This is a genomic window from Pseudonocardia kujensis (assembly GCF_021283305.1).
Classification (GTDB): domain Bacteria; phylum Actinomycetota; class Actinomycetes; order Mycobacteriales; family Pseudonocardiaceae; genus Pseudonocardia; species Pseudonocardia kujensis.
In genome coordinates, this window is record NZ_JAJSOK010000087.1 from 1 (window position 1) to 13359 (window position 13359).

The following is a 13359-nucleotide window of genomic DNA, read 5'->3' on the forward strand; positions in this document are numbered from 1 at the left end:
CCCCCGCACCGGGCTGACCTGGGCCGCCCGCCTGGTGGTCGGCACGGTGCTCACGGCCGCGATCATCCTGGGCGGCACGATGTTCCGGGTCTGGCAGACCGCGCGGGTGGACGGGGACCGGCCGGTCGACGCCGTCGTCGTCCTCGGGGCGGCGCAGTACGACGGCGAGCCGAGCCCGATCCTCGCCGCGCGGCTGCGGCACGCCGCGGCGCTGTACGAGGAGGGCCTGGCGCCGCGCATCGTCACCGTGGGCGGCAACCGCGCGGGCGACGAGTACACCGAGGCCGAGGCCGGCACGCGGTACCTGGAGCGCAACGGCGTGCCCGCGAGCGCCATCACCACCCTCGCCGAGGGCGCCGACACGCTGGGGAGCCTCAAGGCCGTCGCGGCGCGGGCGGGCCAGGACGGCTGGCGCAGCGCCCTGATCGTGAGCGACCCCTGGCACTCGTTGCGGGCCCGCACGATGGCCCGGGACTCCGGGCTGGAGGCCTGGACCTCGCCGACGCGCAGCGGGCCCGTGGTCCAGACCCGGGAGACGCAGGCGCGCTACATCCTCCGCGAGACCGCCGCCCTGCTCTACTACCGGCTCACCCACGCCTCGGCCGAGACCGAGAGCACCGGGCTCGGCTGAGGGCGGCGACCATGACCGCGACGGTCCCGGTGCCCGCCCGCAACGGGTACGACGACCACGACCGCGCCCGCCTGCTCCCCGAGCCGCCCAAGGGGTCCGGGCTCGGCGAGCACCATCGCGCCGAGAAGCGCTCGCCGTTCTCCCGGGACCGCGCCCGGGTGCTGCACTCCGCGGCGCTGCGCCGGCTCGCCGGGAAGACGCAGGTCGTGGGGCCGGGGGAGGCCGCCGAGATCACCGGCATCCCGCGGACCCGGCTGACCCACTCGCTGGAGGTCGCGCAGATCGGCCGCGGGATCGCCGAGGAGCTCGGCTGCGACCCGGACGTCGTCGACACGGCCGGGCTCGCCCACGACATCGGGCACCCGCCCTTCGGGCACAACGGCGAACGCGCGCTCGACGAGTTCGGCGCGGCCTGCGGCGGGTTCGAGGGCAACGCCCAGACGCTCCGGATCCTCACCCGGCTCGAACCGAAGGTCGCCGTCGTGGACGAGGCCGGCGAGCACCCCGGCGGCCTCAACCTCACCCGCGCGACCCTCGACGCCAGCTGCAAGTACCCCTGGCGGCGCCGCGGCGGGGAGCGCAAGTTCGGCGCCTACGCCGAGGACGGCGCGGTGTTCGACTGGGTGCGCGAAGGTGCACCGGGCGACGTGCGCTGCGTCGAGGCCCAGGTCATGGACTGGTCGGACGACGTCGCCTACTCCGTCCACGACGTCGAGGACGGGATCCTCTCCGGCCGGATCGACCTGGCGGCGCTCGCCGCCCCGGAGGAGCGCGCCGTGCTCGCGCTGCTGGCCGGCACGCACTTCGGCGCCGACCCGGCCGCCTGCGAGGTCGCGGCCGCCGAGCTGGCCCGGCTCCCCGTCGTCGAAGCCGTGAAGGGCTTCGACACCGCGACCGCGCCCGCCGTCGCCCACGTCGCGCTCAAGCGGCTGACCAGTGAGCTCGTCGGGCGGTTCGTGCGGGCCGCCACGGACGCCACGCTCGACGCCCACGGCGACGGTCCGGTCCTCCGCTACACCGCGGACCTGGTGGTCCCGCCCGAGGCGGCGGCGGAGGTGGCGCTGCTCAAGGCGGTTGCGCTGCGGTACGTGATGAGCGACCCGGAGCGGCTCCGCATGCAGGCCCGCCAGCGCGAGATGCTGAAGGAGCTGGGCGCGGCCCTGCTCGCCGGGGCGCCGGAGAGTCTCGACCCGGTCCGGGCGGGGGAGTGGGCCGCGGCCGGCGGCGACGCCGCCCGGTTGCGCGTCGTCGTCGACCAGGTGGCGGTGCTGACCGACGCGGGTGCGATCGCCTGGCACCGGCGCCTGTGCCGAACCGCCGAGTGACCTGAGCCACAGCGCGTCACGGACGTCGCCGCGACGGCGTCTCCCCGGTACCCGACCCGAGGAGGACGACATGGCACGCATCCCCGCCGTTCCCGAGGCCGAGGCCGGTGTGCTCGGCCGGCTGGTCTACCGCCTGGCGCGCCGCAGGTTCGGCGCGGTGCCGGAGCCGTTCGCGGTGGCCCGGCACCACCGCGGGCTGTTCTGGTCCGGGCTGGTGAGCGAGCTGGCCCACGAGCGCGCGGCGCGGGTGCTGCCGGCGCGGGTACGGGAGCTGGCGGTGTACCGGACGGCGACGGTCGTCGGCTGCTCGTGGTGCGTGGACTTCGGCACCATGCTGCAGCGGCTCGACGGGCTGGACGTCGACCGGCTGAGCCGCATCGACGACCATGCCACCGACCCGCTCTACAGCCCGGCCGAGCGGCTCGCGGTGGCCTACGCCGACGCGATGACCGCCACCCCGCCCGCCGTCACGGACGCCCAGGTCGCCGAGCTGGAGCGGGAGTTCGGCCGGGCCGGGCTGCTGGAGCTGACCCAGGCGATCGGCGTCGAGAACCAGCGGGCGCGGGTGAACCACGCGCTCGGCATCGTGGACCAGGGCTTCGACGCGGCCTGCCGCGTGCGGCTCGGTGAACCGCGGGCGGCTCAGGTCTCCGGGCAGTAGCTGGTGCGGGCGGCGTCGACCAGGACCTGCGCGTCCCGGGTGCCGAAGCCCGCCGAGACGGCCGCGGCGACCAGGTCGCCGCGGCTCGCCCCGCCCTCGAGCGAGGAGCAGACGCCGTGGCCGACCTCGATCAGCGTCTCCGGGGGGACCTCGGCCAGCGCGGGCCGGGTGGACACCGCGGCCAGGAAGGCGCCGTCCCCGGTGCCGGCGGCGACGGTCGTGGTCTCGCCGGTGCCGGTCGCGAGGGCGGCCGCGGAGATCCCGCCGATCGCGGCGCCGGCCCCGAGGATCACGGCGACCAGCGCGGCGGGCAGCACCCACCGCGGCACGCGGGAGGACGGCGCGGGCGGGAGCGGCGGGGTGTAGGGCTGCGGTCCGTACCCCGGCACCCCGTAGCCGGGCGGCGGGCCGGACGGGGCGGACGGGGCGGAGCGCCGGCCGGCGGACGGGTCGCGCGGCGCGGGAACCTGCGCCGCGGCGTGCCGGGGTGCGCCGGCGTGACGCGGGGGGCCTGTGGGCACCACGGGCGGGCCCCACGGCGTGCCCACCGGTCCACGCTGTCGCGGCACCGTGTGCCCGTTCTCGTGCCCGGCCATCGTTCCCCCCGACTGCCGTGAAACCCCGTCCCCCGGTTCATCGCCTTCCGGGGGCCGGGCCTTACGCCCCGGAGGAGTGAACCGCGCCGGGAACGGTGTCGTCCACCGGGATCGGCTCACCGGGGCACCCGGCGAGGATACCGGCGATGGTGTCGTGCTCGGCCTGGGTGACCCACAGCGCGTACTTGGTCTTCACCGCGACCTGCCGGGCGACGTAGTCGCAGCGGAAGGCGCGGTTCGGCGGGAGCCAGGTCGCGGCGTCGCCGTCGCTCTTGCGGTTGTTGGTCGGCCCGTCGACGGCGAGGAGGTTGAGCGGGTCGTTCCCGAGCCGCTTGCGGGTGTCCGCGTCGAGCTGCTGCGCGCCCTTCTGCCAGGCGTCGGACAGGGCGACGACATGGTCGATCTGCACGGCCTCGCTGGTGCCCTGGCCGCGGGTGAAGGAGATCGTCTTCCCGGTGTACGGGTCGGCGAGCGTGCCCGTGAGGACGATGCAGTCGTGCGTGCCGGGCTTGAACGTCTCGCCGGTCATGTCCCGGGCGAGGACGTCGTTGCGCTGGTCGCAGCCGTTGCGGTCGACGTCGGACCAGCTCGGTCCGAACTGGTCGCGGGCGTACCCGGTCTTGGGGGCCCGGCCCTTCACGGCGAGCTTCTCGAGGGCCTGTGCGGCGGTGCCGGTGGGGGCCGCGGCCGGGGCGGCCGGAGCGGCGATGGGCGTGTACCGGTCGGCGAGGGTGGCACACCCCGACGCCGTCAGGAGGACGAGAAGGACTGCGGTGAGGATCCGGGCGCCGTGCACCGGACGATCCTGCCGTCCCGCCGCCGTGGCGCCACGGTGACACGCCGTGACGACTGCGTCACCTCGACACGTGTCACCACCACACGCGCAGCTTCGCCGGGTTCATCACCTGGCGGGCCGCCGCGATGCGGGGCTCGCCCACCTCGTCGAGGACGACCGTGATCGCCGTCGCGGAGGCCGCCACGCGCGCCGAGCCGGGGGTGGCGAAGCCGGGCTCGCCGTTGACCCGCACCGGGATCCAGCCGGCGGGGTGGAGATCGGCGCCGTACTGACGCAGGAGGCCGGCCAGCAGCCGGACCATCGACTCCGCCCCGACGACCGGCCGCAGCGCCGTCCGCACCGCGCCGCCGCCGTCGCTGGTCAGGACGACGTCCGGGTGCAGCACCCCGAGCAGCGCCTCCCGGTCGGCGCGGGCGAGCGCGTCCGCGAAGGCGGCCAGTACCTTCTCCTCGGCCGCCGCCGGTGCGCGGGGCGGGAGCGCGCCCTCCGCGGCGACGATCCGCCGGGCACGCGCGGCGTGCTGACGTGCGGCGGCCTCGCTGCAGCCCAGCACTGCGGCGATCTCCGCGTGGGCCTCGCCCAGCGCGTCGTGCAGCACCAGCGCGACCCGCTGGGCCGGGCTCAGGCGCTCGAGGAGCAGCAGGGCGGCCAGCCGTACGTCCTCCCCGCGGACGACGGCGGCGAGCGGGCCCTCGTCGTCGGGTGCGGTGACGAGCGGCTCGGGCAGCCACGGCCCGACGTAGCTCTCGCGCCGCGCGGCGGCCGAGGTCAGCCGGTCCAGGCAGATGCGACCGACGACGGTCGTCAGCCAGGCCCGGGGGTCACGCACCTCCGCCTCGTGGGCGGACCAGCGCAGCCAGGCCTCCTGCACGGCGTCCTCGGCGTCGGCCAGGCTGCCGGTGATCCGGTACCCGACGCGCAGCAGGTGCGGCCGCAGCTCCTCGAAGTCCACCCGGCTATCGGACCGCGTCGAGCACCGCCGTGACCAGTACCCGGACGGTCTCGAAGTCCCTGCTCATCACGTTCCGCGTGACGGCCACGGCCACGCCGCGGTCCGGGTCCGCCCCCGCCCAGCTCCCGCCGGCCCCGGCCATGCCGAACACCCGCGGCGCGCCCTCCTGGTCCCACGGCAGTCCCAGGCCGAACCCGAGGCCCCACCGGCTCGGGTTGCCGTAGACCCGGTCCGTCCCCGACGACGACTCGGTGTACGCGGCCGGGGCCCGGTCGCGGGAGACGACGGTGCCGTCGAGCCAGCCCGCGTACATCCGGGCGAGGGCCCGGGCGGACACCGTGGCCCAGGCCGGGATGTCCGCGGCGAGGATCCGCGGGTCGGCGCCGAGCGCGGCGGTGGGCAACAGGGCCAACGGGACGGCCCGGAGCATGTCCTCGGACAGCGTGAAGTCGCCCGTGCCGGGCATCGGGGCGTCCTCGAGCACGGCCAGGGCGGCGGTGTCGGCCGTGCCGAAGCGGATCTCGCCGGGGAACCCGATCGCCGTCGTCAGGTCCCCGAGCAGGTCGGCGAGCTCGCGGCCGCTCGCCCGGCGGGCGATCTCGCCGTTGAGGAACCCGAAGGTGTAGGCGTGGTAGCCGACGGCGGTGCCCGGTTCCCACCACGGCTCCGCCTGCTCCAGCGCGGCGACCATGCGGGACCAGTCGCAGACGTCGTCGACCGTCACGCCGGCGGGCAGGCTGGGGACACCGGCGCTGTGGTCGAGCGCCTGCCGCACGGTGACCGCGTCCTTGCCGTGGGCGGCGAACTCCGGCCACACCTCGGCGACGCGGGTGTCGTCGGTCAACGTGCCGTCGTCGACCAGGCGGTGGACGAGCGTCGCGGTGGCGCCCTTGCCGATCGACCAGTTGGAGAAGAGCGTCCCGGGCTCGACCGGCCGGCCCGTGGCGGGGTCCGCGACGCCCGCGGCCACGTCGACCACCGGTCGCCCGTCGAGGTACGCGGCGACCTGCAGGCCCCGCTCGCCGCCGGACCGCACCAGCTCCGCCGCCTTCTCCGCCACGATCTCCTGCACGTCGGTCATGTCGACTCCCCTCCGGGTGTGGACCGGCGCTGCTGCCGTCGGTCATCGGTCGGAGCGATGGCAGTCTCTCTCGACATGAGCACGGCGACGGATCCGGTGGCGGCCTTCGAGGATCACCGGCCGCGCCTGTTCGGGCTGGCCTACCGCCTGCTCGGCTCGGCGCAGGACGCCGAGGACGCGCTCCAGGACGCCTGGCTGCGGTGGTCGGGCGTCGACCACTCCGTCGTCGCGAGCCCCGGGGCCTGGCTGACGACGGCGCTGACCCGGCTCTGCCTGACCAGGCTGACCTCCGCGCGGGCCCGCCGCGAGACCTACGTCGGGCCCTGGCTGCCGGAGCCGATCCTCACGACCGACCCCGCCGTCGGACCGGCGGAGACCGCGGCGCAGCGCGAGTCGGTGTCGCTCGCACTGCTGGTCACGCTGGAGCGGCTGACCCCGCTCGAGCGTGCGGTCTACGTGCTGCGCGAGGCCTTCGGGCACACGCACGCCGAGGTCGCGGCGATCCTCGCGATCGGCGAGGCGCACTCGCGCCAGCTCCACACGCGCGCCCGGCGGCACCTCGCCGAGACGCCCGCCGACCCGCCCGAGGCCGACCCGGCGGCGTGGGGCGCGCTCGTCGAGCGGTTCCTCGCCGCCGCCCGGGACGGCGAGATCGCCGAGCTGGAGGCCCTGCTGGCGGCCGACGTCGTCGCGTGGTCGGACGGCGGCGGCCGGGTCGGCGCCGCCCGGCGCCCGGTGCGCGGCCGCGCCGAGGTGGCCCGGTTCCTGGCGGGGGTGTTCGCGAAGTTCACCGCCGGCGTGGAGGGGCGGGTCGCCCAGGTGAACGGGGAGCCCGCGGTGCTCGCCCTGCGGGCCGGGGAGCTCACCACCGTGCTGGCGATCGCGCGGTCGGGAGCACAGGTCACGGGGCTGCGGTTCGTGCGGAACCCGGACAAGCTCGCCTTCCTCGCGGGGCAGCTGTCACGTTCGGAGGCGCTGCCCGGTCACCCCTCCTGACGGAAGGAGTCCGACATGGCGGACACGCTGGTCACCGGGGGGACGGGCACCCTCGGCAGGGTCCTGGTCGAGCGGCTGCGGGCGGACGGGCGCCCGACGCGGGTGCTCAGCCGCAGGCCGGGGCACGGACATGTGGTCGGCGACCTCGCGACGGGCGAGGGGATCGACGCCGCCCTGCGCGGCTGCGACGTGGTGGTGCACTGCGCGACGGGGCGCAAGGACGCCGAGACCTCGGCGCGGCTGGTCGAGGCGGCGCGCCGGCACGGCGCGCCGCACCTCGTGTACGTGTCGATCGTCGGGATCGACCGCATCCCGCTCGGCTACTACCGGCAGAAGCTGGCCGTGGAGCGGCTGCTCGCCGACTCGGGCCTGCCCCACACGATCCTGCGGGCCACGCAGTTCCACGACCTCGTCGCCGGGATGCTGGGCGTGCTCGGCCGGGTGCCGGGGGTCCTGCCGGTGCCGCGCGGGGTGGCGTTCCAGCCGGTCGACGTGCGGGACGTCGCCGAGCGGCTCGCCGCCCTGGCCGCGGCCCGGCCCGCCGGCCGGGTCGCGGACCTCGGCGGGCCGCAGGTGCGGGCGTTCGACGACCTCGCCCGGGCCTGGCTCGCCGCCCGCGACCGGCGCCGTCGCGTCGTGAGCCTCCCGGTGCCCGGAAACCTGGCCGCCGCGGTGCGGGGCGGGGCGAACCTCGTGCCGGAGCACGCCGACGGCACGATCACCTTCGAGCAGTACCTCCGGTCCGCGGGGGTGGCGGGGTGAGGCCGGCCGTGGCGGCCGGCGGTTCGCGCCGGACTGTGACACCTCGCGTTCACCGACTCTTCGTGGGCGCGTGGGCGCTGTGCGCCGCGGCGGGGTTCCCGACGCCCGGGTATCCGTGGGTGTCACTGCTGCCGCCGTACGACCAGCACCTGGTGCGCGACGTCGGGGCCCTGAGCCTCGTCCTCACCGTCGCCCTGGTCGGGGCGGCGCTGCAGCCGGAACGGCGCGTCACCGTCGTCGTGCTGCTGGCGTTCCTCCTCGCGCCGGTGCCGCCCGCCGTGTTCCACAGCCTCCACCTGCACGGGTTCCCGACCGGGGACGCCGCGGCCCAGACGGTCGGGTTCGCGCTGCAGCTCGGGGTGGGGGTGGCGGTCCTCGTCGCGGCACTCTGCGTGGGCGTGTCGCGACGGCGTGTCGTGCACTCGCCCGAATGACGGAGCATTGTTCGCGTCCTCTTACGTCCGACTGATGTAACGCTCAGCTTCTCCGGGCAGATTCGTAGGGCATGAGCTTCTCCGCCGGGCCCCTCGCCGACACGCTGACCGCGCTCGGTGCCGCCGCCGCGATCGCCGTGCTGCTCCTGGTCGCCGGCGCGCCGCTCCTGGTCGACCTGGTCGGCCCGCGCAGGCGGCGACTCCCCGGTGGCGCGGTGGGCAGCCTGCCGGTCGGCCCTGCCGTCGGGTCCGTCGCGGCGTCGCCGGAGGGGTCGGCACCGCGGGCGGACGTGCCGGTGCAGGGGAGCGGGAACACGTCGGCAGGGGTGGAGGTCCCCGCGCAGGCCGGGCCCGTCGACGCCGAGCCGGCCGAGCCGGCCGCGGCGCCCGAGCAGGGCCGGCGCACGCTGACGGTCCGGGGCGCGGCGCGGGAGATCGGCCTGCCGATCCAGCGCACCGCCCTCGCCCCGGTCATCCCGCTGCAGCGCCGGGTCTCCCGCTTCAGCTGACCTCGCGCTCACTCCCGACCGCGCAACTGGCGTCCAGGAGCGATGATCTTGTCGCGGTCGCCACCCGGCCCCGGTGGCGAGGCGTGATGGTGGCGTCTCGCGGCTCGTCGTCGGCGCGGGGCGATCGGAGCGCCGCCGCCCAGCCCATGATCACGACTCGTGGATGCAGAGGGTCGGAAATCGTCGCTCGGCGTCCAAGAGGGACGATCTTGTGGGCGGGGCGGGTGGGAGTCGTCGCTTCGCGCCCAGGGGCGACGATCTTGCGGGCTGAGCGGGTGAAAATCGTCGCTTCGCGCCCAAGAGGGGTGATCCTGTGGGCTGAGCGGGTGGACATCGTCGCTCCGCGCCCTGGAGCGACGATCTTGCGGGCGGAGCGGGTGGACATCGTCGCTTCGCGCTCAGCGCTCAGGAGCGACGATCTTGCGGCCGAGAGAGCAGGAATCGTCGCTCCACGTCCGAAAGCAATGATCTTGCCTCGGGCCGCTGCCCGGCCTCGGTGAGCGAGGCGGGATCGTGGCGACTCGCGGCTGTTCCCCGGCGCGGGCGATCAGAGCGCCGCCACTGCCCATGATCACGACTCGTGGACGCAGAGGGTCGGAAATCGTCGCTCCAGGTCCAAGAGGGACGATCTTGTGGCGGTGCGGGAGGAAAATCGTCGCTCCGCGTCCGCGGATGACGATCTCGCGGCTGAGAGGTCTGGATCGTCGCCTTCCGCCCAGAAGCGGTGATCTTGCCTCGGGTCGCTGCCCGGTCTCGGTGGGCGAGGCGGGACGGTGACGACTCGCGGCGGTTCTTCGGCGCGGGGCGATCCGAGGCGTGACTGCATTGCCGTGATCCCGGATCCGGGTCAGGAGGCCCGCAGCCCTCTGCCCGCAGCCCTCTGCCCGCAGGCCCCCTGCCCCGCAGTCATCTCCCCGGCAGGCCTCCGCCGGCAGGCCTCCGCCGGCAGTTCTCCGCCGGGAGTCCTCTGCCGGCAGTTCTCCGCCGGCAGTTCTCTGCCGGGAGTCCTCTGCCGGCACTCCTCTGCCGGCAGCCCTCCGGTCGCCAGCCCTCCGCCCGGCAGTCCTCCGCCCGCCAGCCCTCCGCCCGCCAGCCCTCCACCGCCCCGACCAGGATCGTCGCCAGTAGACGCGGAGAGACTTTTTTCGACCTCCTCCCTCCACGATCAGTGATCTTGGCCGGCTCACCCAGCCATCGGCGCTCGGCTGGGCGGGGCGCGAGACCGCGCGTCGACCGACCTGCGCCGCGGCTCTCCGCGCCCGTCCGGCGACCGGCGGGACCGCGGGGCGCGGGCGCGCCTAGACTCGGGGCCGTGGCAGGCCGGATCCGGGACAGCGACATCGCGGAGGTCCGCGACCGCACCCGGATCGAGGAGGTCGTCGGCGAGTACGTCGCGCTCCGCCGGGCCGGCGCGGGTTCGCTCAAGGGGTTGTGCCCCTTCCACGACGAGAAGACGCCGTCGTTCAACGTCCGGCCCACCCACGGCACGTTCCACTGCTTCGGCTGCGGCGAGGGCGGCAGCGCGATCGACTTCGTCATGAAGATGGAGCACATCGGCTTCGTCGAGGCGGTCGAGCGGCTGGCGGACAAGGTGGGCGTGCGGCTCACCTACGAGGGCGGCGGCTCGAGCGTCCAGCGGGACCGCGGCACCCGCACCCGGCTGCTCGAGGCGAACAAGAAGGCCGCGGAGTTCTACGCGGCCCAGCTGCGCACGCCCGAGGGCGCCACCGCGATGCAGTTCCTCACCACGCGCGGGTTCGGCGCGAACGCCGCCGAGCAGTTCGGCTGCGGCTACGCCCCCGCGGGCTGGGACAAGCTCACCAAGCACCTGCTCTCCCAGGGCTTCTCGCTCGACGAGCTGGAGCGGGCAGGGCTGTCGAAGCCGGGGCGCCGCGGGCACATCGACCGCTTCCACCGCCGGCTGGTCTGGCCGATCCGGGACCTGGGCGGCGACGTCGTGGGCTTCGGGGCCCGGCGCCTGTTCGACGACGACGGCATCGAGGCCAAGTACCTCAACACCAGCGACACGCCGGTCTACCGCAAGACCCACGTGCTGTTCGGCCTGGATCTGGCCAAGCGCGAGATCGCCAAGCGCCGGCAGGTCGTGGTGGTCGAGGGCTACACGGACGTCATGGCGATGCACCTCGCCGGCGTCCCCACCGCCGTCGCCTCCTGCGGCACCGCCTTCGGCTCCGAGCACATCACCGTGCTGCGCCGGCTCCTGGGCGACGACTCCTTCGACCGCGGCGAGGTCATCTACACCTTCGACGGCGACGCGGCGGGCCAGGCGGCCGCGCTCAAGGCGTTCGACGGCGACCAGTCCTTCGCCGCGCAGACCTTCGTCTGCATCGCGCCGGACGGGCAGGACCCGTGCGAGCTCCGCCAGGCGCACGGCGACGCCGCGGTCCGCGACCTGGTCGCCCGCCGCGAGCCGCTGTTCGAGTTCGCGATCCGCTCGATCCTCGCCGAGCACGACCTCGACACCGCCGAGGGCCGGGTCGCGGCGCTGCAGCGGACCGTCCCGCTCGTCGCGCGGATCAAGCGCGAGGACCTGCGGGACGAGTACGCGCGCAGGCTGGCCGGCTGGACCAGCTGGGACGACATCGCCATGGTCGTGCGGCGGGTGCGCGAGGAGGCCGGGGTCGCCCCCGAGCGCCCGCGCGGTCGCCGTCCGGAACCGGTCGCGGCGCCGCGCCGGGACGACCCGCGCCTGCACCTGCAGCGCGAGGCGCTCAAGTCGGCCCTGCAGATCCCGGCCGTGGCCGGCCCTGCCTACGACGAGCTGCCCGAGCAGGTCTTCACCCATCCGGCGTTCGCCGCGGTGCATGTCGCCGTCCAGAAAGCCGGCGGAGTGTGTGCGGGCATCGAGGGTCCGGCGTGGATCGAGGCGGTCACGGCGGAGTGCGGCCCCGAGGAGCGCAAGCTGCTCAGCGAGCTGGCCGTGGAGCCGCTGGAGCTGCCGCGCAAGCTCGGCGACGAGGCCCGCTACGTGGGCAGCGTGCTCGCGGGCGTGAAGCTCGCGCTGGTCGAGGCCCAGATCGCCGAGGTCAAGTCCCGGCTGCAGCGCACCAACCCGACCGAGGACCCGGAGCTCTACAACGAGCTCTTCGGCGACCTCGTCCCGCTCGAGCAGTACAAGATCGCGCTGCGCGAGCAGGCGTCCGGAGCCCACCGATGACGCCCCCGAAGACGCACTATGGAACCATAATGCGAATTTTCGCGTCCTTTTCCGACATTATGGAACCATAATGCGAATCCTGGCGCGGCTGCTCGGCAAGGAGGAACTCCCGGAGGGGTTCGCCGGCGAGCTCGAGGCGGAAGAGCACGTGGTCGCGACGGCGGACGTCGTGCGCGGGGGACACCTCGTCGTCACCAACCGGGGGGTGTGGTTCCCCGGCGAACCGGAGCGGGTCGGCTGGCACCTGGTCAGCAAGGCGGCCTGGGCCGAGGGCGCGATGACCTTCGTCGTGGCCACGCAGGAGGACCTCGGCAAGGCGTTCCTGCTGCACGACGGGCCGCCGCGGCGCTTCCCGCTCGGCGAGCCCGGCAAGGTGCCGCAGGCCGTGCACCAGCGCGTCACCGGCTCGATCGCCTCCCGCGAACGCGCGACCATGCCGGACGGGCGTGCGGCCTGGGTGCTCGAACGCCGCGTCCCGGGGCGGGACGGCACGATCCGCCAGATCCACCCCGACCCCTGAGCGACACCGCGTCCGACTCTTCTCGACGCCCGCCGACCTGCGAGGACCGCATGGCGACCACCTGGGACCCCGCCCTCTACCTCGACTTCGACGACCACCGCTCCCGGCCGTTCCACGACCTGCTGGCCCGGGTGCGCACCACCGGCCCGCGCCGGGTCGTCGACCTCGGCTGCGGGCCGGGGCACCTCACCCCGGTGCTGGCCGCACGGTGGCCGGGCGCCGTCGTCGAGGCCCTCGACTCCTCGCCGGACATGGTCGAGGCGGCCCGCGCCGCCGGCGTCGACGCCCGGTTGCAGGCCGCCGAGGACTGGACCCCCGCCCCGGACACGGACCTCGTGGTCACCAACGCGGTGCTGCAATGGGTGCCCACCCACACCGAGCTGATCCCGCGCTGGATCGCGGCGCTGCCGGACGGCGCGACCTTCGCGATGCAGGTCCCGGGCAACTTCTCCGCCCCCTCGCACGCCCTGGTGCGCGAGCTGGCCGCGGAGTGGGAGCAGCCGATCGTGCTGCGCAGCGAGGCCGCGGTGGCCGAGCCGGCGGAGTACGCCGAGCTCCTGGCCGCGACGGGCGCGATCGCCGATGTCTGGGAGACGACCTACCTGCAGCGGCTCACCGGTGACGACCCGGTGCTGCGCTGGATCAGCGGCACCGCTCTGCGCCCCGTGCGCGACGCGCTGGGGGCGGAGGACTACGCCCGGTTCGAGGCGCGGCTCGCGCCGCGCCTCCGGGCGGCCTACCCGGCCTCGGCCGACGGGTCCACCTGGTTCCCCTTCCGCCGGCTCTTCGCGGTCGCACGCAAGCCCTGAACTCCGCGGTGAACGCTGCGCCTCTCACCTCGGTCCCGGGTGCGGCCAGACCACGGGCCGCACCCTCCGCGTCCGTGCGCGAACCCTGCTGAGGTGATCTCCGTCCGGT

14 protein-coding genes are annotated in these 13359 nt (G+C 75.2%); 10 read left to right on the plus strand and 4 right to left on the minus strand.

Going from position 1 to position 13359, the window contains the following annotated elements:
- The first annotated feature begins 13 nt into the window (after positions 1-13).
- From LWC35_RS34850 to LWC35_RS34860, 3 genes are all read left to right on the plus strand, one after another.
- Positions 14-631, plus strand: a complete 618-nt coding sequence (locus LWC35_RS34850) for a YdcF family protein (protein ID WP_232874799.1) — start codon at positions 14-16, stop codon at positions 629-631.
- An 11-nt stretch (positions 632-642) separates the two neighbouring features.
- Positions 643-1956 (plus strand): deoxyguanosinetriphosphate triphosphohydrolase, encoded by a 1314-nt coding sequence (locus tag LWC35_RS34855; protein ID WP_232874769.1) that lies wholly within the window; start codon positions 643-645, stop codon positions 1954-1956.
- Between the two features lie 70 nt (positions 1957-2026).
- Positions 2027-2617: a carboxymuconolactone decarboxylase family protein gene (locus LWC35_RS34860; protein ID WP_232874770.1), complete on the plus strand. Its 591-nt coding sequence runs from the start codon at positions 2027-2029 to the stop codon at positions 2615-2617.
- On the opposite strand, the gene LWC35_RS34865 is transcribed toward LWC35_RS34860, so the two are convergent.
- From LWC35_RS34865 to LWC35_RS34880, 4 genes are all read right to left on the minus strand, one after another.
- Positions 2599-3165, minus strand: a complete 567-nt coding sequence (locus tag LWC35_RS34865) for a DUF732 domain-containing protein (protein ID WP_232874771.1) — start codon at positions 3163-3165, stop codon at positions 2599-2601. The genes LWC35_RS34860 and LWC35_RS34865 overlap by 19 nt on opposite strands.
- A 109-nt stretch (positions 3166-3274) precedes the next feature.
- Positions 3275-4009, minus strand: coding sequence for an HNH endonuclease family protein (locus LWC35_RS34870; RefSeq protein ID WP_232874772.1), 735 nt, complete (start codon positions 4007-4009; stop codon positions 3275-3277).
- 73 nt (positions 4010-4082) lie between these two features.
- On the minus strand, positions 4083-4961 hold the full coding sequence (sigJ, locus tag LWC35_RS34875; RefSeq protein ID WP_232874773.1) for an RNA polymerase sigma factor SigJ: 879 nt from the start codon (positions 4959-4961) through the stop codon (positions 4083-4085).
- Between the two features lie 4 nt (positions 4962-4965).
- Positions 4966-6042 carry a serine hydrolase domain-containing protein gene (locus tag LWC35_RS34880; protein WP_232874774.1) on the minus strand — a complete coding sequence of 359 codons (1077 nt, stop codon included), beginning with the start codon at positions 6040-6042 and terminating at the stop codon, positions 4966-4968.
- 75 nt (positions 6043-6117) lie between these two features.
- Here LWC35_RS34880 and LWC35_RS34885 point away from each other — a divergent pair, with 75 nt between their 5' ends.
- The 7 genes from LWC35_RS34885 (at position 6118) to LWC35_RS34915 (ending at position 13250) form a co-directional block, all read left to right on the plus strand.
- Positions 6118-7038: an RNA polymerase sigma-70 factor gene (locus LWC35_RS34885; RefSeq protein WP_232874775.1), complete on the plus strand. Its 921-nt coding sequence runs from the start codon at positions 6118-6120 to the stop codon at positions 7036-7038.
- A 15-nt stretch (positions 7039-7053) separates the two neighbouring features.
- Positions 7054-7800 (plus strand): SDR family oxidoreductase, encoded by a 747-nt coding sequence (locus LWC35_RS34890; protein ID WP_232874776.1) that lies wholly within the window; start codon positions 7054-7056, stop codon positions 7798-7800.
- Positions 7801-7862: 62 nt separating this feature from the next.
- Positions 7863-8234 (plus strand): hypothetical protein, encoded by a 372-nt coding sequence (locus tag LWC35_RS34895; protein WP_232874777.1) that lies wholly within the window; start codon positions 7863-7865, stop codon positions 8232-8234.
- A gap of 71 nt (positions 8235-8305) precedes the next feature.
- Positions 8306-8743 (plus strand): hypothetical protein, encoded by a 438-nt coding sequence (locus LWC35_RS34900; RefSeq protein ID WP_232874778.1) that lies wholly within the window; start codon positions 8306-8308, stop codon positions 8741-8743.
- Positions 8744-10055: 1312 nt separating this feature from the next.
- On the plus strand, positions 10056-11921 hold the full coding sequence (gene dnaG, locus LWC35_RS34905; protein WP_232874779.1) for a DNA primase: 1866 nt from the start codon (positions 10056-10058) through the stop codon (positions 11919-11921).
- A gap of 70 nt (positions 11922-11991) precedes the next feature.
- Entirely contained in the window at positions 11992-12441 is a 450-nt protein-coding gene (locus tag LWC35_RS34910) for a hypothetical protein (RefSeq protein ID WP_232874780.1), read from the plus strand.
- Between the two features lie 50 nt (positions 12442-12491).
- Entirely contained in the window at positions 12492-13250 is a 759-nt protein-coding gene (locus LWC35_RS34915) for a trans-aconitate 2-methyltransferase (protein ID WP_232874781.1), read from the plus strand.
- Positions 13251-13359: the final 109 nt, after the last annotated feature.

Coding starts and splice junctions, on each gene's coding strand:
- LWC35_RS34900 (WP_232874778.1), top strand. CDS start 8,306: ATGAGCTTCTCCGCCGGGCCCCTCGCCGACACGCTGACCGCGCTCGGT.
- LWC35_RS34855 (WP_232874769.1), top strand. CDS start 643: ATGACCGCGACGGTCCCGGTGCCCGCCCGCAACGGGTACGACGACCAC.
- LWC35_RS34890 (WP_232874776.1), top strand. CDS start 7,054: ATGGCGGACACGCTGGTCACCGGGGGGACGGGCACCCTCGGCAGGGTC.
- LWC35_RS34880 (WP_232874774.1), bottom strand. CDS start 6,042: ATGACCGACGTGCAGGAGATCGTGGCGGAGAAGGCGGCGGAGCTGGTG.
- LWC35_RS34885 (WP_232874775.1), top strand. CDS start 6,118: ATGAGCACGGCGACGGATCCGGTGGCGGCCTTCGAGGATCACCGGCCG.
- LWC35_RS34915 (WP_232874781.1), top strand. CDS start 12,492: ATGGCGACCACCTGGGACCCCGCCCTCTACCTCGACTTCGACGACCAC.
- LWC35_RS34910 (WP_232874780.1), top strand. CDS start 11,992: ATGCGAATCCTGGCGCGGCTGCTCGGCAAGGAGGAACTCCCGGAGGGG.
- LWC35_RS34860 (WP_232874770.1), top strand. CDS start 2,027: ATGGCACGCATCCCCGCCGTTCCCGAGGCCGAGGCCGGTGTGCTCGGC.